We start from the raw sequence: 18,342 nt of genomic DNA, 5'->3' as shown, positions 1-18,342 counted from the left end.
GTTGAACGCCTTCGCCATCACCTTCAGCGACCGCTTCCCAGCCGCTGAAACCTACTAACCAAGATCGCCGGAAACACCGTTAGCGAGACAGCCCCCCAGCCGCCGAGGCCATTGCTCAGGAGAACTTGGTGTTCCACTAATCGCATTGAATGAAGCGGCGGGAGAGATCCACGCGGTGGGTAGATGGCCAATCTGAGCAGGCGTGGTCGCAACGTGTGAAGGCGGACGGAACATCGGTGTGGCGGAACCGAAGCCGACCGAACCGGATCGAGCAGGCCGTGGACGCCGGTGGCCAGGCTCGGGTTGGGGGATGCGGTCCGCGGGACCTGACGTGGGCGAGGTTGAGGCCAGCGAGAAGGCAGCAAGAGTGCCAACGCCTGAGGACACCACTGGTAGGTGCGGGCATGGCAGCCATGCTCGACGGCACACCGGACGGTACTGGATGGAAGGCGATAACGCCGCGGTCCCGCGTTCGGGACGAAACGAGCTCTGTCAACGAGAGATCCCCGGAGCTTGACATCGATAGGAGGATCGGGATGGCATGAGAAGTGCCGTGCCTGTGAAGTTTCGATCGCTGAAGGGCTGACTTAGACCATGAGTACTGTCAGGCGCAGCTTCCGCAAACGCCATCAATGGCACGCGTGGTCGGGTGAGTTCGCGGATCTTGAGCGTCTAGGGAGAATTGTCGAAGATTTGTACTCAACTTGGCTGAAAGAGCGTGAATACGAGGAGGGGCAGACGGGAGAGGTTGCTGAAGCGACCGGGGTCATTAATCTTGCCGGAGTTCCAGGTGGTGCTTCTGTCGGCGATGGCAACGAGACATATCCCTTTGTGGGATTAATTGTTGAAGACGAGGACGAGGTTTCGGGACCGATTTTTGAGGTTCTCCCCGAGGTTGATCGAAGAAGCGTCGTAGGCCTGAAGTTTGTGGCCACCCTTCGGCCGTCGGAGCGTTTGAGCGTTACTTTTGCTCGAAATGCTAATGAAGCAGTTATTGTTGAGGTTTCCTCGCGGAGGACGGGGTGGGCCAAGCAGGCTTATGCCCGACTGGCGGACGAGATAGAGAAGGGTGTGCCGCGTTGGGCATCGTTGCGTTCGGAGAACTCCAGGCCCCGTCTCGCAATATTGGCGGCGACGGCTACCGCGGTCTTTGTTGGCCTGGTGTTGCCGAAGTCGAGCGGATTGGAAATCCGGACCTCGGTCGGAGCCTTTGCATTTAGTCTGACGTGGCCAATTTTTTATATAGAACGCCTGCACAAGTGGATATTCCCCGGCTTTGAATTGGTGGGAGAGGGAAGTCAGTCATCTGGTTCCCGCCGTTTAGTGACTTTATTCCTGCTGGGTGCATCGATACCGATCGGAGTTCTAGTAAATGTTGTCTCCTAGCGCGATTTGGAGTCTGTGGAAGTTTGCGGGCGTGGACTAGGCGCTTCGACGGCTTCGGTGCCTGTCTGACGACGGTGACCGGGCCAACGGCAAGGCGCGTAGTGCCAGTGCGGCAGCGAAGCCACGGCAGCTGCTCGATGCGTGTCAGCTACCCACGGCGCCGCTGGTACTGCAACGGCAGTCACCTCGCTTTCCGGTGAACGGTGCGCCGCAACAGAGAGCGAACGGAATCGTCGGGATGCAGGTCGTGGCATGTGCCCGCGCCCGGCCGCATGGGCCCTGCCATCGCCAAGAGGCCGGACACGACGATGGCCGCCTGGTCGGCCACTTCGAGGCCGACGTCGGCAACATCGTTCTGATTGGCCGTTTCTTCGGCAGGCATGCGGTAGACCAAGTCCGAATGCGTCAGATCGTAGATCGTCGTTGCAATGATGAACGCCGGGCCGAGGAACAAAGAAGCCGACCGCGACGGTCGGTGCGCGTAGAGGCCAACGCGACGCTGACGTAACGACAGGGCCCAGCAGCCACGGGTGCCCTCGACGATCATTGGCCGGACCATACGCAAACCCACGGGTCAGCCGGGGACGCCTGTCACCGGGGTCGACAGCAACGCTGACAGCATCCGGCACGGATCGGGTGACCCGTCGAGGTCACGGATGCAAACCGCGCGGTAATCGTCGAGCCTTTCGCGACACAAGTCCGGGTGGAAGTCGCCGAGGCAGTGGGGGTTCGGGTGGGTCCACCGGGGAAGCGCGACGAGGTCTGGTTCACCAGCCTCTATGCCGCCGAGTACGCGCACATCGTCCGGTACGGCCTGCGCCGCCTCGGCGACGCCGACGCGTCGGCGGAACTCGCGCAGGAGGTGTTCGTCGTCGCGTGGCGGCGGCGTCGGGAGGTGCCGGACCGCAGCCTGCCCTGGCTGTACGGGGTGGCCCGGCGCCTGTTGGCCAACCAGTGGCGCTCCCGGCGGGCCGCACCGGATCTGCTGCCGATCGCGGATGCCGACCTGACGCGGGTGGCCGATCCGTCCGGTGCGGACACGACCGTGGGGGTCGCCGACATCCGGGCCGCGCTGGCGACCCTCAACGACCTCGACCAGGAGATCCTGCGGCTCGTCGGCTGGGAGGAGTTGACGGTGTCCGAGGCCGCGCAGGTCCTCGGCTGCACCCGGGCGACCACGGCGGTGCGCCTGCACCGCGCTCGCCGTCGACTGACCGTGGCGATGTCGAGCCGTCCGGTCCGTCCCCGCCGCCCACTGATGGCGACCACGCGAGAGGAGCTGTGATGTTTTCGGTGGCCCGTACCCGTACCCTCATCGGCCCGGCCGATCCGGCTCGGAGCGCGACCGTCGCACCGCCCTCGGTCGCGGCCCACGAGTTGATCGATCGTGCCGGTGTCGCGGAGGCGGCGGCGCATCGGCGCGTACGCCCGACTCGCCGGCTCGTCCTGACGGCCGGGACGCTCGCGGTGGCGGCCGGCGCGGCGGCCGCGCTGCGTCCGTCCGGCGAGAGCACGCCGGACGTCCCGGTTGGGCCGGGGGACGCGGTGGGGCTGGTGCTCGTGCCGGTCGCCTACCAGTTCGACGCCGACCCGCCGGCTGCCGGCCCGCGGCTGCGCACGCTGGCCAGCAAGATCAAGGACGCGGGGTACGACAACCGCGGCGGGCGCTACATGTACCACCACACGAAGGTGTGGGGTGACCCGGTGATGAGTTCGCCCGACGACCGTTACCACGTCGCCTTTGTCGGCGAGACGAAGGTGTGGCAGGCCGCGGACGGGACCGGCAGCCAGGCCAACACCCAGCTGGAGCCGCAGTACCCCGACGAGAAGTCCCAGGCTTACTGGCGGCGCAAACTCCCGCAGGGCCCGGCCGATTCTGCCGAGTCGTCGCTGATTCCGCTGCCGCCGATGGAGCTGACGCCACCACCGGCCGATCCGGTGCGACTGCGGGAACTGCTCAAGATTGAGTACGGCCCGGGATCGGCGAGCAAGGCGGTCGGCGCGCTCTACGCGCGGTACGTCATACCGCGCGCCACCCGGGCCGAGATCCTGCGCGTCCTCGCCGACCTGCCCGGCCTGCGCTGGCGGGGGCAGGTGACCGACCGCGCCGGTCGGGCCGGTGTCGCGGTCACCTGCGACGACCGGGAACACGACGCCCAGTCCCTCCTGATCTTCGATGCGGACACGGGTGGCCTGCTCGCCCACGAGATGCTGACGCTCACGCCGGTACGGCTCAACGCGTACCAGATGATCATCGACACCGCCTGGACCGACCGCGTCGGCTGACCGGCGATTTCTGGGGCCGCTCTCGCGGGAGCGGCCCTGCGGTGTTTTTGCGGCAGCGCCGCTAGCTGCACGAACACCAGTGCGCATAGCAGATCAACCGTCTCGGCGGGCGTTGTCCACAGGCCCCTGAGTTGTCCACAGGCGGCCGGGTCGAGGGCGTCGTTCGGGGTTCGTCGCGAGCAGGGTCGGCGGTGCATCCGATCCCGACCGCTGGAGGCCGCGATGGCACCCCGTACCTCCGTCCCGCCGATCCGACGGCTCCCACTGGTCGTCACCGGGGACGGCGACCTGCTCGACGACCTGCTCCGGCTCGCCGCCGCCGGCGGGACCGAGGTGGAACTCGCCGCCGACCCGGCCGCGGCACGCACCCGCTGGACCTCCGCGCCGCTGGTGCTGCTCGGTGTCGACCAGTCGCGGGCGTGTCTGCGGGCCCGGCTACCGAAGCGGCCCCGGTTGGTGCTCGTCGGCCGGGCCGGTCAGATCGACCCCGGCTGGCAGATCGCCGAGCTGATCGGCGCCGAACACGTCGCCGCGCTGCCCGCCGCCGAGCCGTGGCTCGTGGACCGCCTGGCGGAGCACGGCCCAGACCAGCCGGACGGCCCGGGTGCGCGGGTCGTCGCGCTGTTCGGTGGCCGAGGTGGCGCCGGGGCGAGCGTGCTCGCCGGCGGGCTCGCCGTGACCGCCGCGCGGGCCCGACTGCGCACCCTGCTCATCGACGCCGATCCGCTCGGCGGTGGCCTCGATCTCGTCCTCGGCTGGGAGCAGTTGGAAGGGCTGCGCTGGCCGTCACTCACCAGCGCGGACGGGCGGGTGGACGCACCCGCGCTGGTCCAGGCCCTGCCCAGTCGAGGCGACCTGGTGGTGCTCTCCTGGGACCGCGGCGAGATGCTGGCGCTGCCCGCCGCAGCCATGGCGGCGACCGTCGACGCCGCCCACCGGGGCCGGGACTTCGTGGTGATCGACCTGCCCCGGCAGCTCGACGACGCCGCCGTGGTCGCGTTGCAGGCGGCCGACCAGGCGTTCGTCGTCGTACCGGCGGAGTTGCGTGCCACCGCGGCCGCCGCCCGGGTGGTGGCCGTGGCCGCACCACACTGCGACGCACTCTCGGTCGTGGTGCGCGGGCCCGCCCCCGGCCGGCTGCGCGCCACCGAGGTGGCACGGGCCCTCGGGCTTCCCCTCGCCGGCACGCTGCGCCCCGAGCCGGGGCTCTGCCGGGGCCTCGAACGCGGCGAGGCCCCGGCGGCGGCGGGCAAGGGTCCGCTCGCCGCCCTGTGCCAGCGGATCGTCGCGGACCTCACCGGCGCCACGACCGGTGCGGCATGAGCGGCCAGCCGGAGGACACCTCCTTCGCGGCCCGGGTGCGGCAGCGGATCGTCGCCGCCACCGACCCGGTCACCCCGGCGGCGATCGTCTCCGCCGTACGTGCCGAACCCACCGCTGCCGTGCTGGGCGACACCGCCGTCCTGCGGATCGCCGACCGGGTGCACGACGACCTCGTCGGCGCCGGACCACTCGCCCCACTGCTGACCGACCCAGAGGTGACCGACGTCCTGGTCAACGGCGTACGCGTCTGGGTCGACCGGGGTGCGGGGCTGCACCAGGTGGCGATCCCGGTCGGCTCGGTCGACGACGTCCGGCGGTTGGCGCAGCGGCTCATCGCCAGCGCCGGTCGGCGGCTCGACGACGGCTCCCCGTTCGCGGACGCCCGCCTGCCCGACGGCACCCGCCTGCACGCCGTACTGCCTCCGGTGGCGACCGAGGGTCCCTACCTGTCCCTGCGGACGTTCCGGCATCGCCCGTACACGCTCGACGAGCTGGTGAGCCAGGGGACGGTGCCGCGACCGGTGGCACCGCTGCTCGCCGCGGTCGTCGCGGCCCGGTTGGCGTACCTGGTCACCGGCGGCACGGGCTCGGGCAAGACGACCCTGCTCAACACTCTGCTCGGGTTGGTGCCAGCCACCGAACGGATCGTCCTGGTCGAGGACGCGGCAGAGCTCCAGCCGGGGCATCCGCACGTGGTCGGGCTGCAGGCCCGTACCGCCAACGTCGAGGGGACGGGCGTGGTCAGCCTCGGAGACCTGGTCCGGCAGGCGCTGCGAATGCGTCCGGACCGCCTGGTCGTCGGGGAGTGCCGGGGCGCAGAGGTGGTCGACCTGCTGGCCGCGTTGAACACGGGTCACGACGGCGGTGCCGGCACGCTGCATGCCAACACCCCGTCCGACGTGCCGGCCCGGCTGGAGGCGCTCGGCATGCTCGGTGGTCTGCCCCGCGCCGCGCTGCACGCCCAGGTGGTCGCCGCGCTTCAGGTGCTGCTCCAGGTGCGTCGCGGCGATCAGGGCCGCGTCCTCGAATCGATCTGTCTGCTGCTCCCCGAAGGGCCGGAACGCCTGGCCACCGTGGTGCCCGCCTGGATACGTGGGCGAGGCCTGGGGCTGGCCGCCCGTACGTTCGGCGCGCTGCTGCGGGACCGGGGTGTCGCGGTCCCACCGATCCTCACCGAGCCGTGGCCCGGATCGGCAGGTCCGGCGTGAACGCCACGATGGCGCTGGTCGCGGCGCTGCTGCTGTCCACCGCGATCCTGGTGATCTGGCGGGCGAAGAGCATCAGAGACCGTCGGCGTCGGGTGCTGGCCCCGACCCGGCGTGCCACCGGTGTCGACCCGGACGACGCCCTGGTCGAGTGGATCCGGGACCTCGCTCGCGGGCAGGACCGGCCGACCGAAGACCTCGGCGGCACGGCCGCCTCGGCTGACCCGGGTGCGCTCGTGCAGCCGGGGGCCGGCAGTGGGCGCACGGCCGTCGCCTGGTCCACCCGGGACCTCGACGACAGCCCCGGCCGTTCGAGGGCGACCGGTGGACCCGAGGGACCCACCCGACCGGCCGGCCCGGCACGTCCGCCGGCCCGCCGGGACTCGCGCCGCCCGGCTGCCATTGCCAGGCCCGAGGCCGGAGCCCCGGCGGCCGTCGCTTCCCCGCACCACGAGGCCGGCAGGCTGTTCGCCGACCAGGCGGACCAGAGGGCCGGCGGGCTGTTCCCCGACCAGGCGGGTCATCGGGCCGGCGGGCTGTTGGCGGGGCCGGCAGGCCGCGAGACCGACAGGCCGCTCGCGGACCAGCCGGACCATGGTGCCGGCGGACTGTTCGTGGGGCCGGCGGGCCACGAGCCGGACAGGCCGGTCTCGACCCTTCTGGTACGCGCGCGACGGTCACCGCGTCGGGTGCTGCTCCTGGCCGGTCTGGTGGGAGCAGGTGTCGGAGCCGTGTCCGGCGGGCCGGTGGCCGCCGTGGCGATGGCCGGCTACGGCACGCTCGCTATCCGCGCTCTGCTGCGCTGGAGAACGAATCGGCAGGTCGAGCTTAATCGACGGCGCGGCCTGGACCTGCTGTGCGGCCTGGCGGCCGACCTTCGGGCGGGTTCGCCCATGCCGCCGACCCTCGAGATCACCTCCGTCGCCGGAGCATCGATGGCCGGCGTCGATCGGCTTCGCGACCTGACCTCGGCCGCCGTGCGGCTGGCGGACCGGACTGGCGCGCCGCTGGCGGAGCTGATCGAGCGGATCGAGGCGGATGCCCGTGCGACCGACCGTGGGCTGGCCGCCGCAGCGGCACAGGCGGCTGGCGCACGCGCCACCGCCTGGTTGCTGGCTGCTCTGCCGATTGGTGGGATCGGGCTCGGCTACGGGATCGGGGTCGACCCCCTGGCGGTGCTCCTGCACGACACGGTCGGTGGGGTGTGCGCGGTCCTCGCCGTCGCCCTGCAGATCGTCGGTCTCTTTTGGGCTGAGCGGCTGGGCGCTGGGCCGGGGCGGACCACCTGATGTCCCCGGTGTTGTCCACTCGCGGGACTGCGGGCATACGCCGCCGTCCGGATGCGATCCGGCTCGCGGCAGGCATGGCCGGGCTTGCCGTGGCAGTGGTTGTCGAGGGCTGGTTCGGATGGCTGGGCGCCGTTCCGGTCGCCGTCCTGCTGGATGTGTCGCTGCGGCGGATCGAGCCTCCCGCCGTACGCAACCAGCGGCTTCGGGAGGCCGCCGACCTGCCGCTCGCCGCCGACCTCCTGGCGGCGGCGATGCGGGCCGGTGCGCCGGTGGACCGCTCGGTCCTGGCGGTGGCCGAGGCGTTGGACGGCCCGCTGGCCACCCGACTGGCCCGGGTGGGCCGCACGTTGCTCCTCGGTGGCGGCCCAGCGGAGGCGTGGTCGGCGTTGGACGGTGTGCCAGGGGCGGATCGGCTTGCCGCAGCGGCGTTCCGCTCGGCCAACAGCGGCGCGGCGCTGGCCGGTGCGCTGACCCGTCTCGCCGACGACCTGCGGGCCGACCGGGCCACCGCCGCCGAGGCGTCGGCCCGTCGGGCGGGCGTCCTCATCGTGCTGCCACTGGGGCTCTGCTTCCTGCCCGCGTTCATTCTCGCCGGCCTGGTGCCGGTGATCGTCGCCGTTCTCGGCGACGTGCTCTGACCCATCGAGGAAGGGAAGACCCATGCGCAAACTCATCGCCCGACTGCGCGGCGACGACGGAATGAACACCGCCGAATACGCGGTCGGCACGCTCGCCGCGGTGGCCTTCGCGGGGATCCTGTTGAAGGTGCTGACCTCCGGCAACGTCCAGTCCGCGCTGACCGCGGTCATCGACCGGGCACTCAAGTGATCAGGCGCCGGCAGGTCGACCGTACGCGGAACGCTCCCGGGCGCGCGTCCGACGGCGGCCGGCGGGCCCACATCGTCGGCGGCGAGCGGGGATCCTTCACCGCCGAACTGGCGGCCGGCCTGCCGGCGCTTCTCCTGCTGCTGCTCGCCGGCCTGACGGCGGTGAACGCCGTCAGCACACAGGCGAGTTGCCTGCACACCGCCCGCGAAGCCGCGCTCGCCGCCGCCCGGGGCGCCGGCAACGCGGACGGCGCACAGGTCGCACCACCGGGGGCAGAGGTGTCGGTGTCCTTCGACGGCGACCGGGTGCAGGCGACCGTCCGCGCACCCGTCCGTGCGCTGGGCGGCCGGCTACCACGGGTCACCGTGGCAGCCACCGCCGTCGCAGCGGTGGAACCGGGTGCCGACGAGGGGACTGGGTGATGGGCCGCTCGGGCGCGGACCGGGGCGGGGCGACGGTCCTGCTGCTCGCTCTGGGGCTCGTGTTCGTGCTGGTCGGGACATTCGGCGCGGCCGTCGCCGCGACCGGGATGGCGTCCCAGCGCGCGGCGGTGGCCGCTGATCTCGGCGCGCTGGCCGGTGCTACCCGAGCGCTCGACGGCGACCTGGCGGCGTGCGCGTACGCCACGGACATCGCCCAGCGCAACGACGGCCGGATAGTGGACTGCGTCGTCGACGGGCTGGACGTGCTGGTGACCGTCGAGGTGGCGTTCACGCCGATTCCGGGTCTGACCCGGGTCGCTGCGTCGACGGCCCGCGCCGGGCCGGTACGCGGCTGACGGCTCGGCCCAATCGGAACGGGTGCGAGCGCGTCGAACGGGCGTAGCCGGGGCGGCAGCCGAGTGGCCGGGACGGGATGGCTAACCCTGCCCCGGCCAATGGCCAAGGAACGACCGGAGGGCGCCGGTCGGGCGCGTCAGCGAGTCTGGAGCGCGTCGGGGGGCGACGGCCATGGCGATGACGAGGCGGCGGTCGATCTGCGGGTTCTGCGCCTCGACCGGCCGCGTTTCTCGGTCTGTCGACGTGAGGACTTCCCGGTATCTTTGCCCCATGGCTCTGGAGCGCCGTAATGCAGGCTTCGGGCGATCTCGACAGCCTGTCGATCGGTGAAGGCTCGACTAGTAGCGGCACACGTGCAGTCGGGCGGTCCTCCGTCGAGATCTTCGTCGAAGGGCTGTCGGCGGGTACCGACACCTTCACGGCCAAATACCGAGTGCAGCCACCGTCCGGCTCGCCGTCCGCCATGTTCCTCGACTGCGTGATCAAAGTGCAGCCGTACTGACCATGCCGGGGCGACCGGGTGCCCCCGACCGTGCCCCTCGTCGTCTCTGCGGTGAACTGAACACCCTTAGCCAGTACCTCCCATCCACACGGATAGGGGGTGTTGGTCAGTGAGCGTGTTGCGCATTCAGCTACACTCATCGACGTCTCCCCTGAAGGATGCGCCCCCTGGAGGGCTGTTCTTCGGGACAAGGAGTGCGCAGGTGAATTGCTGCTCACTGCGGCAGCCTGCGCCCTGGCGCGGTCAGCCGACAGGCCGTTCGCCGGGTCAGATTTTCCTTATAAACGGACGTAGTAGTGCCCCCCTATATATCGGTGCCTCGAAGGTGCCAAGCAACATCTGAGATCTTGCTCAGTCGGCGCAGGACCTCGGCTTCACCAGTCTGCGTACTGGTCGAGCTGAGCCCTGTGCGCCTCACTCGACCAGAGTGAGGAGAGGCAAGCAGTGGGACTGTCCAGCATCGAACCCATCGCCGCAGCTAGTCCGCTGGTCGCTGTGGTAGTCGTGGGGCTTCCGGTAGCCGGCAAAGTCATCGTGGCCGGTATCGCCCTGAGGGGTGCTGACTCCAAAGACCGTGCCCCGATCGTGAAGGCCGTATCCGAGCTGTTCCGGTGGTGGCGTCGGTAAATTGTGTGGCGGATGACCGGGCAGGTGGTGCCTGCCCGGTCAGTCTTCGTCAGCCGGAGTGGGACGGTTCTTGGCGATCCACGCTCGCACGGCCTTGCCATCCCAGACGCGGCCCATGCTCAAGGTGGCCAGCGGGTCGGGGAACCCCTTGCGGCCCACGATGATCGTGGCGCGCTGCTTGCTGATCCCACCCAGCAAGTCGCGGATCTCGTCCAGCCCAAGCAACTCCATAACCTGACGGTAGGATCCTTGGGAATTGCATCAGACGGAACCGGGTGGGGCAACGCCTTGGAGGGTTGCCCTCGTACAACCCCCTGTGGTGCCATGGACACATGACCCGTCGTCGTGTCACTTTTGCGGAGTATCTGACGGCCGTAGCCATGACCCTGGCTCGCAGGCACAAGCCGGTGTGGTCGTGGATCAAGTGGCGGAACGTCTGCAAGTGCGGGAACGAGCTGCCCTGTCGGGCCAGGCACAAGATCCCGATCAACCGGGGTCACTGGCCGGGTGAGAGCTGATGACCACGCACGGTCCGGTGCTCCCGTTGTGGCTGTGCGAGGTGTGCGAACGACCCTGGCCCTGTTCCACCCGCCGCCTGGAGCTGTTGGACGAGTACGCCGCCTCGCCGATAGCCCTCCGCATCTACATGTGGTCGCACCTGACGGCGGCTACGCAGGACATGACCTGGGCTCCCGCCGACGCCGTGTACCGCCGGTTCCTCGGGTGGCTGTCGTGGAGCCGGCAGACGTCGTGTTGGTCGGGGCGGCCTGCTCGCCGCAGTTCACCGGGAACCGGGCGCTGATGCTGCGCATCGTGTCGGTCGGCGAGCCCGACCCGTACCACGACCGGATCTGGATCACCGGGTACGTGCTCGATCCGAGGGGCAACGCCACCGCCAAGCGCGAGGTGTACGTCATGAAGGCTGGGGTGGTCATCCAACGGCGAACCGCCCCGGCGGAGGTGCAACCGAGGCGGTCCAGTTCGCGCGTGCGGGCCCAAGCTGCGAGCCCTGCCCCGGCCCGCGGAGCCGAGGGGTGGGTGGTCGATGTGCCGGTCGGGTGCGTCAGCGAGCCTGGAGCGCGTCGAGGGCGACGGCCATGGCGATGACGAGGCGGCGGTCGATCTGCGGGTTCTGCACCTCGACGACGTACTTGTCGCGCAGGCCCCACTTCTTGACCACCGAGAAGACGGGCTGGCCGCCGGCGAGGAAGTCGAAGTGGTACGGCAGCCAGGAGAGCGAGTCGACGAACCGGCGCAGCAGCGCCACCGGCAGGCTCCGCTCCTGACCCGTCACCTGCGGCAGGCCGGCCTGCTCGACGTGCCACGTGGAGCGGAGCAGGGACTGGGCGAAGTCCTTGCGGAACAGGCCGATCGGGTTGCCGGCCGCGTCGGTGACGTCGTACGTGGCGCCGAGGTCGATGCGCTGGCGGGCCTTGAAACCGAGCAGGGGCTGCTGCTTGGAGTCGTCGGTGTAGATCGTCACCTGCTCCTTGAAGGCGAGCCGCTTCTGCTGCGCGAAGGCCAGCAGCTCGCCCTCGCTGCCGTCCGGCGCGACCGCGCGGACCTCGTACTGGTTGACCATCATCCGCAGCCGCTGGCGGATGTGGAACTGCTGCAGGGTCTGCAAGTTGTCGAGCTGCATCTGATCTCCTCAGGGGGTGTCGCGCCGGAGTCTCGCACAGCCGGGCAACCCCCGTCGGCCCACGCTCATCCGGCTCACCCACCCGACCAACCCGCGCACCCCGAACCGGCCACCCCGACCCCGGCCCACCCCGACCAGCTCGCCCCGACTGGCCCAGCCTGACCGGTCCGCCCGGCCGGACCGGTCACGCGCGAATTCAGCGACCGTCCACCGTCGACCGCAACGACCAGGTGTTGAGCACCTGGTGGATGCCGCGCAGTCGCTCGTTGATCTGCTCCAGCCGTTCGGCCTGAGCCAACGCGGCCAGCGCGGCCCCGAGCGCGATCTGCTGGTCGAGGGTGAGGTGTTCCTGGTCGATGGTGTAGAGCAGGTCGACGGTCTCAGCGATCGTGTCGGCCACAACTTCTCCTCGGGCGCGGGGGCGAAATACAACACAAGCATCGATGGAAGCGCTCCCACACCATTGTGCCCAGTGCCACCGGGATTCATGCAAGGTGGCTCAGGAGGGCAGATTGCCCAGCACCACGTCGAGGACCCGGATCGCGTCCGGCTTCGAGAGAGGGTTGTTGCCGTTGCCGCACTTCGGCGACTGCACGCAGGACGGGCAGCCGGTCTCGCAGCCGCACTCCGCGATCGCGTCGCGGGTGGCCCGCAACCACGCCGACGCCGTCCCGTAGGCGCGCTCCGCGAAGCCCGCGCCGCCCGGGTGCCCGTCGTAGACGAAGACCGTCGGCGCCTCGGTGTCCGGGTGCAGGGCGGTGGAGAGGCCGCCGATGTCCCACCTGTCGCACGTCGCCATCAGCGGAAGCAGGCCGATCGCGGCGTGTTCGGCGGCGTGCAGCGCGCCCGGCACGTCGGCCGGCTGCACCCCGGCGGACGTCAGCGACCGCTCGGACAGCGTGAACCACACCGCCACCGTCCGCAGCTCCCGGGCGGGCAGGTCCAGCGGTCGGGTGTCGATCACCTCGCCGGTGGCGATCCTGCGCCGCTGGTACGACACCACCTGGCTGGTGACGTCCACCTCGCCGAGGAACATCCCGACCGGCCCGGCGTCGACGTAGGAGCGCACCGACACCACGGACAGGTCGGTGACGTCCCGGGCGTGGGTGGACCAGTCCGGCTCCTCGACGTGCACCAACGCGCAGCCGTCGGCGAGGTCCAGATCGTCGACCACGTACGAGACGCCCTGGTGCAGGTAGACCGCGCCGGGGTGGAGCAGGAAGTGGGACGAGCCGCCGTCGACGGTGCCGAGCAGCCGGCCGGTCGACGACTCCACCACGACGACCGGTGCGCCGCCCTCGCCGCGCAGGTCCACCTCGGGGCGCTCGCGGTGTCGCCAGTACCAGCCGGTGGGCCGCTGTCGCAGCGCCCCGGCTGCCACCAGCTCGTCCACCGCCTCCTTCGCCCCGTCGCCGAAGAGCGCCAGGTCGGCCGGCGTCAGCGGCGCCTCGGCGGCGGCGCAGGCCAGCTGCGGGGCAAGCACGTACGGGTTGGCCGGGTCGAGCACCGTCGCCTCCACCGGCGCACCGAAGATCGCCTCCGGGTGGTGCACCAGGTAGGTGTCCAGTGGGTCGTCCCGGGCCACCAGCACCGCGAGGGCCTCCTGGCCGGAACGCCCGGCGCGGCCCGCCTGCTGCCACAGCGACGCCCGGGTGCCCGGATAGCCGCAGATCAACACCGCGTCCAGCCCCACCAGGTCCACGCCCAGCTCCAGCGCGTTGGTGGAGGCCAGGCCGAGCAGGTCACCGTGCAGCAGCGCGCGTTCCAGCTCGCGACGCTCCTCGCGCAGGTAGCCGCCCCGGTAGGCGGCCACCCGGTCGCCGAGCCCGGGCACGGCGTCGTCGAGCGCCCGCCGCGCGTTGGCCGCCACCACCTCGGCGCCTTTGCGGGAACGGACGAACGCGAGGGTGCGTACCCCCTCGGCGACCGTGTCGGCGAGGAGGTCCGCGGTCTCGCGCAGCGCCGACCGGCGGACCTGACGAAGGTCGTCGTGGTCGCCCGTCGCCTGCGGGGGGACCGGGGAGGAGGAGCCCGAGTCCGGTGGCAGCAGTGGCGGTTCCCAGAGCGCGAAGGTCACCCCGCCGCGCGGCGAGGTGTCCTCGGTGACCGCGGTCACCGGCAGTCCGGTGAGTCGCGCGGCGGCGGTCGCCGGGTCGCCGGAGGTGGCCGAGGCGAGGACGAACACCGGGCTGGCCCCGAAGCGCGCGCACTGCCGGCGCAACCGGCGCAGCACGTGCGCCACGTGCGAGCCGAACACACCCCGGTAGGTGTGGCACTCGTCGATCACCACGTACGCCAGTCGGCGCAGGAACCCCGACCACTGGGCGTGGCCGGGCAGGACGCCGTGGTGCAGCATGTCCGGATTGGTCAGCACGAAGCGGGAGTGTCGGCGGATCCACTCCCGTTCCGCGCGCGGCGTGTCCCCGTCGTAGGTGGCGGGGCGTACCCCCTCCAGCTCCAGGCCGACGACGGCCCGCAGCTGGTCGGCGGCGAGGGCCTTGGTCGGCGCCAGGTAGAGCACGGTGGCCCGGGGGTCGGCGAGCAGCGTGGCGAGCGCCGGGAGCTGGTACGCCAGGGACTTGCCGGACGCGGTTCCGGTGGCGACGATCACGTGGCCGCCCTCGTACGCCAGGGTGGCCGCCTCGGCCTGGTGCTGCCAGGGCGCGACCACGCCGCGGCGGTCGAACGCCGCCCGAAGCTCCGTAGGCGCCCACGCCGGCCACGGCGCCGGCACCCCGACGCGGGCGGGCACCCGCTCGACGTGGGTGACCGGGTCGCCCGCGCCCCGTGCGCGCAGCCGGCGCAGCAGGTCGACCGGCGGGGAGGAAGTCACGTCCTGCACTCTCGCACTGGTGTTCGGAGATGAAAAGCCGGGCCCCGGGGTAAGGGAAAGCCGCCGCCGGTGACCGCAGGGTGTCCCGGCGGTAGTGGTTAGATGCCCAGGAGAGTTTACGGCTCTGGCGAGGAGGACCGATGGAGCTGTCGCTGGCGACGCGCACCGTGGGCGAGCACACGGTGCTTGAGGTCGGCGGTGAGGTGGACGTCTACACTGCGCCCCGGCTCCGCGAACGTCTCCTCGAGCTGATCGACGGCGGCGCCCGGCACGTGATCGTGGACCTCGGGCGGGTCGACTTCCTCGACTCGACCGGGCTGGGCGTGCTGGTGGGCGCGCACAAGCGGCTGCGCACGGCCGGTGGCTCGTTCGCCCTGGTCTGTGACAAGGAGCCGCTGCTCAAGATTTTCCGGATCACGGCGCTGGACCAGGTGTTCCCGCTGCACGCCACGGTCGAGGCGGCGGCCGGCGCGGGCCCGAGCGGCGCCAACGCGTGATGGCGACGGTCCGGCTCTCCTTCTCTCCGGCCCCGGTGCACGTGCGTACCGCCCGACTGGTCGGCGTGGCCGTCGCCCGACGGGCCGGTGTCCGCGAGGACCTGCTGGACGAGGTGCGCCTGGCCATCGGTGAGGCGTGCACCCGGGCGGTCGCGCTGCACCGTCAGTACGGCCTGGCCGATCCGGTGCTGGTGGAGATGTCCGACGGCGGCACGTACGCGGTGCGGGTCGTGGACCGGGCGCCGATCGAGGCCAGCATCGGGCTGGCGGCGCTGCCGCCGGACGAGTTGGCCGACGAGTCGCTGACCGACGAGGCGTTGACCACGGGTGTCGGGTTCGCTCTGCTCGCGGGCTTCGTGGAGGACCTGCAGGTGCGCCCGGTCGACGAGGGCATCGGCACCGAGGTGCGAATGGTGTGGCCCGTCGGGCGCTGACTTCGGAACGACTGCGCACAAGGCCGTGTCCCCGCCGGGGAGGCGGCCTTGTCGTCATGGATCGGGCCCTATATCAGATTTCGTTTCATAACACAGCGACGAAGATCATCGAGACACGGTGCCACCTCGGTGTGACCTCGAACACTGTGGAGGGCTACAGTACCCGGGTTGTCAGCAAGTGATCCAACCCGCAGCCAGCGGGTATGGGTGGTCATCGCTGGTCCGCTGGGGTGGGTTGGCGCGCGCTTGCGAGTCCGCATCCAGGCGTCGACCGGTGCGTCTCCACCCGTCGACGCGAGTGTTCGGTAACAGGAGGACACAGATGTCCGAGACCTTGGCCGCCGACGGCGGCGGGCTTTCCCTTACCGGAGGCAATGTCACGTACGTCGTCATCGCCGCGGTCATCGCGCTGGTGGCGCTCGTCTTCGCCGCCGCTTTGACGAAGACCGTGCTGGCCGCCGGCAAGGGCACCACCAACATGCAGGAGATCTCGGGGGCGGTCCAGGAGGGCGCCTCGGCCTACCTGCTCCGCCAGTTCCGCACCTTGGCGATCTTCGTCGTCGTCGCCGTGGTGCTGCTCTTCCTGCTGCCGGTGCACGACACCGACGGCAGCGAGATGGCCGTGAAGCTCGGCCGCTCGCTCTTCTTCGTGGTGGGCGCCGTGTTCAGCGCGTCCATCGGTGGCGCCGGCATGTGGCTGGCGACCCGCGCGAACCTGCGCGTGGCCGCCGCCGCCCGGGAGCGCCAGGGTGGCCGCGAAGCCGCCATGAAGATCGCCTTCCGGACCGGCGGCGTGGTCGGCTTCCTCACCGTCGGCCTCGGCCTCTTCGGCGCCGCGCTGGTCGTCCTGGTCTACCGGGGTGACGCGCCCACGGTGCTGGAGGGCTTCGGCTTCGGCGCGGCCCTGCTGGCGATGTTCATGCGGGTCGGCGGCGGCATCTTCACCAAGGCCGCCGACGTCGGCGCCGACCTGGTCGGCAAGGTCGAGCAGGGCATCCCCGAGGACGACCCGCGTAACGCCGCCACCATCGCCGACAACGTGGGCGACAACGTCGGTGACTGCGCCGGCATGGCCGCCGACCTGTTCGAGTCGTACGCGGTGACGCTGGTGGCCGCGCTGATCCTCGGGCGGGCCGCCTTCGGCGAGGACGGTCTGGTCTTCCCGCTGATCATCTCCACCATCGGCGTGCTGGTCGCCATCGTCGGCGTCTTCATCACCCGGCTGCGCGCCTCCGACCGCAACGGTCTCACCGCGATCAACCGGGCCTTCTACATCTCCGCCGTGATCTCCGCGGTGCTGGTGGCGATCGCCGCGTACGCGTACCTGCCGGCGACCTTCGCCGACCTGGAAGGTGGCCTCACCGACGTCGACCGCAACCCGCGACTGGTAGCCATCGGCGCGGTGGTGATCGGCATCGTGCTCGCCGCCGCGATCCAGGCACTGACCGGCTACTTCACCGAGACCAACAAGCGGCCCGTGCAGGACATCGGCAAGAGCTCGCAGACCGGCGCGGCCACCGTCATCCTCGCCGGCATCAGCGTCGGCCTGGAGTCGGCGGTCTACTCGGCGCTGCTGATCGGCGCCGGCGTCTTCGGGGCGTTCCTGCTCGGCGGCAGCTCCATCACGCTGTCGCTGTTCGCGGTGGCGCTGGCCGGCACCGGCCTGCTCACCACCGTCGGCGTCATCGTCGCCATGGACACCTTCGGCCCGATCTCCGACAACGCCCAGGGCGTGGCGGAGATGTCCGGCGACATCGACGAGCACGGCGCGCGCATCCTCACCGAGCTGGACGCGGTCGGCAACACCACCAAGGCCATCACCAAGGGCATCGCGATCGCCACCGCGGTGCTGGCGGCGACCGCGCTGTTCGGCTCGTACACGGACACCCTGCGGACCGCGTACGCGGACGCCGGCGTGGGCGACGTCGGCACCGAGATCCTCAACTCGCTGAACGTGGCCAACCCGCGCAACCTGGTCGGACTGATCATCGGTGCGGCTGTCGTCTTCCTCTTCTCCGGGCTGGCGATCAACGCGGTGTCCCGCTCGGCCGGCGCGGTCGTCATGGAGGTCCGCCGGCAGTTCCGTGAGCTGCCCGGCATCATGGACCGCACCCAGCGTCCGGAGTACGGCAAGGTCGTCGACATCTGCACCCGGGACGCGCAGCGCGAGCTGATGACCCCCGGCCTGCTCGCCATCCTGGCGCCGATCGCGGTCGGCTTCGGCCTCGGCCCGGGGGCGCTCGCCTCCTACCTGGCCGGCGCGATCGGAGCCGGCACGCTGATGGCGGTGTTCCTGTCCAACTCCGGTGGGGCCTGGGACAACGCCAAGAAGCTGGTCGAGGACGGCGCGTACGGCGGCAAGGGCTCCGAGTCGCACGCCGCCACGGTCATCGGCGACACCGTCGGCGACCCGTTCAAGGACACCGCCGGCCCGGCCATCAACCCGCTGATCAAGGTGATGAACCTGGTCTCGCTGCTGATCGCCCCCGCCGTGGTGGCCTACAGCGTCGGTGACGACCGCAACGTCGGCCTGCGGGTTGGTATCGCGCTGGTCGCGACGCTGATCATCGTGGCGTCGGTGGTCTTCAGCAAGCGCAAGGGCATCGCGATGGACGACTCCGACACCGGCGCGGGCAGCGCCGACCACCGTCCGGAGATCGTCAACGCCTGACACCGGCGGCACCGGGGTCCCCGCTCGACGCACCCGTCGG

20 protein-coding genes are annotated in these 18,342 nt (G+C 70.8%); 15 read left to right on the top strand and 5 right to left on the bottom strand.

From position 1 onward, the window contains the following. Positions 1–594 precede the first annotated feature (594 nt). Complete coding sequence (locus AB0B55_RS15915) at positions 595–1,386, top strand: hypothetical protein (protein WP_357123622.1); 792 nt, start codon at positions 595–597, stop codon at positions 1,384–1,386. Between the two features lie 181 nt (positions 1,387–1,567). Here the strand turns inward: AB0B55_RS15915 and AB0B55_RS15910 are convergent, their stop codons facing one another. Next, positions 1,568–1,933: a hypothetical protein gene (locus AB0B55_RS15910; RefSeq protein ID WP_357123625.1), complete on the bottom strand. Its 366-nt coding sequence runs from the start codon at positions 1,931–1,933 to the stop codon at positions 1,568–1,570. A 186-nt stretch (positions 1,934–2,119) separates the two neighbouring features. Here AB0B55_RS15910 and AB0B55_RS15905 point away from each other — a divergent pair, with 186 nt between their 5' ends. From AB0B55_RS15905 to AB0B55_RS15860, 10 genes are all read left to right on the top strand, one after another. Next, positions 2,120–2,671, top strand: coding sequence for a sigma-70 family RNA polymerase sigma factor (locus AB0B55_RS15905; RefSeq protein ID WP_357172022.1), 552 nt, complete (start codon positions 2,120–2,122; stop codon positions 2,669–2,671). Then, entirely contained in the window at positions 2,671–3,672 is a 1,002-nt protein-coding gene (locus AB0B55_RS15900) for a CU044_5270 family protein (protein WP_357172021.1), read from the top strand. Before AB0B55_RS15905 ends, AB0B55_RS15900 begins: the two co-directional genes overlap by 1 nt. A 222-nt stretch (positions 3,673–3,894) precedes the next feature. Further along, complete coding sequence (gene ssd / locus AB0B55_RS15895) at positions 3,895–4,995, top strand: septum site-determining protein Ssd (RefSeq protein WP_357123635.1); 1,101 nt, start codon at positions 3,895–3,897, stop codon at positions 4,993–4,995. Continuing rightward, positions 4,992–6,203 (top strand): TadA family conjugal transfer-associated ATPase, encoded by a 1,212-nt coding sequence (locus tag AB0B55_RS15890; protein WP_357172020.1) that lies wholly within the window; start codon positions 4,992–4,994, stop codon positions 6,201–6,203. Before ssd ends, AB0B55_RS15890 begins: the two co-directional genes overlap by 4 nt. Then, complete coding sequence (locus AB0B55_RS15885) at positions 6,200–7,489, top strand: hypothetical protein (RefSeq protein WP_357172019.1); 1,290 nt, start codon at positions 6,200–6,202, stop codon at positions 7,487–7,489. The genes AB0B55_RS15890 and AB0B55_RS15885 overlap by 4 nt, the downstream gene beginning before the upstream one ends. Next, entirely contained in the window at positions 7,489–8,127 is a 639-nt protein-coding gene (locus AB0B55_RS15880; RefSeq protein ID WP_357123644.1) for a type II secretion system F family protein, read from the top strand. Before AB0B55_RS15885 ends, AB0B55_RS15880 begins: the two co-directional genes overlap by 1 nt. Positions 8,128–8,149: 22 nt before the next feature. After that, a complete protein-coding gene (locus AB0B55_RS15875; protein WP_234584142.1) occupies positions 8,150–8,317 on the top strand; it encodes a DUF4244 domain-containing protein in 168 nt (55 codons plus the stop codon). Positions 8,318–8,388: 71 nt separating this feature from the next. Further along, positions 8,389–8,739 (top strand): TadE family type IV pilus minor pilin, encoded by a 351-nt coding sequence (locus tag AB0B55_RS15870; protein WP_357124639.1) that lies wholly within the window; start codon positions 8,389–8,391, stop codon positions 8,737–8,739. Beyond that, the gene (locus AB0B55_RS15865; protein WP_357124642.1) at positions 8,739–9,095 is read left to right on the top strand and encodes an Rv3654c family TadE-like protein; all 357 of its coding nucleotides are present in this window, start codon (positions 8,739–8,741) and stop codon (positions 9,093–9,095) included. The genes AB0B55_RS15870 and AB0B55_RS15865 overlap by 1 nt, the downstream gene beginning before the upstream one ends. Positions 9,096–9,385: 290 nt before the next feature. Next, positions 9,386–9,598: a hypothetical protein gene (locus tag AB0B55_RS15860; RefSeq protein ID WP_357123648.1), complete on the top strand. Its 213-nt coding sequence runs from the start codon at positions 9,386–9,388 to the stop codon at positions 9,596–9,598. A 666-nt stretch (positions 9,599–10,264) separates the two neighbouring features. Here the strand turns inward: AB0B55_RS15860 and AB0B55_RS15855 are convergent. After that, positions 10,265–10,456 (bottom strand): hypothetical protein, encoded by a 192-nt coding sequence (locus AB0B55_RS15855; RefSeq protein WP_357123651.1) that lies wholly within the window; start codon positions 10,454–10,456, stop codon positions 10,265–10,267. Between the two features lie 286 nt (positions 10,457–10,742). Here AB0B55_RS15855 and AB0B55_RS15850 point away from each other — a divergent pair, with 286 nt between their 5' ends. Further along, positions 10,743–11,027 (top strand): hypothetical protein, encoded by a 285-nt coding sequence (locus AB0B55_RS15850; RefSeq protein ID WP_357123654.1) that lies wholly within the window; start codon positions 10,743–10,745, stop codon positions 11,025–11,027. Between the two features lie 261 nt (positions 11,028–11,288). On the opposite strand, the gene AB0B55_RS15845 is transcribed toward AB0B55_RS15850, so the two are convergent. The 3 genes from AB0B55_RS15845 to AB0B55_RS15835 form a co-directional block, all read right to left on the bottom strand. Beyond that, complete coding sequence (locus AB0B55_RS15845) at positions 11,289–11,867, bottom strand: hypothetical protein (RefSeq protein WP_357123657.1); 579 nt, start codon at positions 11,865–11,867, stop codon at positions 11,289–11,291. A gap of 196 nt (positions 11,868–12,063) precedes the next feature. Continuing rightward, entirely contained in the window at positions 12,064–12,267 is a 204-nt protein-coding gene (locus AB0B55_RS15840; protein WP_357123660.1) for a hypothetical protein, read from the bottom strand. A gap of 99 nt (positions 12,268–12,366) precedes the next feature. Beyond that, positions 12,367–14,709, bottom strand: coding sequence for a DEAD/DEAH box helicase (locus AB0B55_RS15835; protein WP_357123663.1), 2,343 nt, complete (start codon positions 14,707–14,709; stop codon positions 12,367–12,369). Between the two features lie 131 nt (positions 14,710–14,840). On the opposite strand from AB0B55_RS15835, the gene AB0B55_RS15830 reads away from it, so the two are divergent. The 3 genes from AB0B55_RS15830 to AB0B55_RS15820 all read left to right on the top strand — a co-directional run bounded on the left by AB0B55_RS15830 (position 14,841) and on the right by AB0B55_RS15820 (position 18,302). Continuing rightward, on the top strand, positions 14,841–15,197 hold the full coding sequence (locus tag AB0B55_RS15830; protein ID WP_355049272.1) for an STAS domain-containing protein: 357 nt from the start codon (positions 14,841–14,843) through the stop codon (positions 15,195–15,197). Beyond that, a complete protein-coding gene (locus AB0B55_RS15825) occupies positions 15,194–15,631 on the top strand; it encodes an ATP-binding protein (RefSeq protein ID WP_355049271.1) in 438 nt (145 codons plus the stop codon). The genes AB0B55_RS15830 and AB0B55_RS15825 overlap by 4 nt, the downstream gene beginning before the upstream one ends. A 322-nt stretch (positions 15,632–15,953) precedes the next feature. Beyond that, positions 15,954–18,302, top strand: coding sequence for a sodium-translocating pyrophosphatase (locus AB0B55_RS15820; RefSeq protein ID WP_357123667.1), 2,349 nt, complete (start codon positions 15,954–15,956; stop codon positions 18,300–18,302). The last annotated feature ends 40 nt before the right edge of the window (positions 18,303–18,342 follow it).

This window comes from Micromonospora sp. NPDC049107, assembly GCF_040648595.1.
GTDB lineage: Bacteria > Actinomycetota > Actinomycetes > Mycobacteriales > Micromonosporaceae > Micromonospora.
The sequence above is the reverse complement of the archived record's forward strand: the minus strand, read 5'-3'. Positions and strand labels throughout refer to the sequence as shown.

Excerpts from the sequence above, each read along its gene's own strand:
- AB0B55_RS15880 (WP_357123644.1), top strand. The coding sequence starts at position 7,489 with ATGTCCCCGGTGTTGTCCACTCGCGGGACTGCGGGCATACGCCGCCGT.
- AB0B55_RS15890 (WP_357172020.1), top strand. The coding sequence starts at position 4,992 with ATGAGCGGCCAGCCGGAGGACACCTCCTTCGCGGCCCGGGTGCGGCAG.
- AB0B55_RS15830 (WP_355049272.1), top strand. The coding sequence starts at position 14,841 with ATGGAGCTGTCGCTGGCGACGCGCACCGTGGGCGAGCACACGGTGCTT.
- AB0B55_RS15910 (WP_357123625.1), bottom strand. The coding sequence starts at position 1,933 with ATGATCGTCGAGGGCACCCGTGGCTGCTGGGCCCTGTCGTTACGTCAG.
- AB0B55_RS15865 (WP_357124642.1), top strand. The coding sequence starts at position 8,739 with ATGGGCCGCTCGGGCGCGGACCGGGGCGGGGCGACGGTCCTGCTGCTC.
- AB0B55_RS15845 (WP_357123657.1), bottom strand. The coding sequence starts at position 11,867 with ATGCAGCTCGACAACTTGCAGACCCTGCAGCAGTTCCACATCCGCCAG.
- AB0B55_RS15855 (WP_357123651.1), bottom strand. The coding sequence starts at position 10,456 with ATGGAGTTGCTTGGGCTGGACGAGATCCGCGACTTGCTGGGTGGGATC.
- AB0B55_RS15850 (WP_357123654.1), top strand. The coding sequence starts at position 10,743 with ATGACCACGCACGGTCCGGTGCTCCCGTTGTGGCTGTGCGAGGTGTGC.
- AB0B55_RS15915 (WP_357123622.1), top strand. The coding sequence starts at position 595 with ATGAGTACTGTCAGGCGCAGCTTCCGCAAACGCCATCAATGGCACGCG.
- ssd (WP_357123635.1), top strand. The coding sequence starts at position 3,895 with ATGGCACCCCGTACCTCCGTCCCGCCGATCCGACGGCTCCCACTGGTC.
- AB0B55_RS15900 (WP_357172021.1), top strand. The coding sequence starts at position 2,671 with ATGTTTTCGGTGGCCCGTACCCGTACCCTCATCGGCCCGGCCGATCCG.
- AB0B55_RS15860 (WP_357123648.1), top strand. The coding sequence starts at position 9,386 with ATGCAGGCTTCGGGCGATCTCGACAGCCTGTCGATCGGTGAAGGCTCG.
- AB0B55_RS15820 (WP_357123667.1), top strand. The coding sequence starts at position 15,954 with ATGTCCGAGACCTTGGCCGCCGACGGCGGCGGGCTTTCCCTTACCGGA.
- AB0B55_RS15875 (WP_234584142.1), top strand. The coding sequence starts at position 8,150 with ATGCGCAAACTCATCGCCCGACTGCGCGGCGACGACGGAATGAACACC.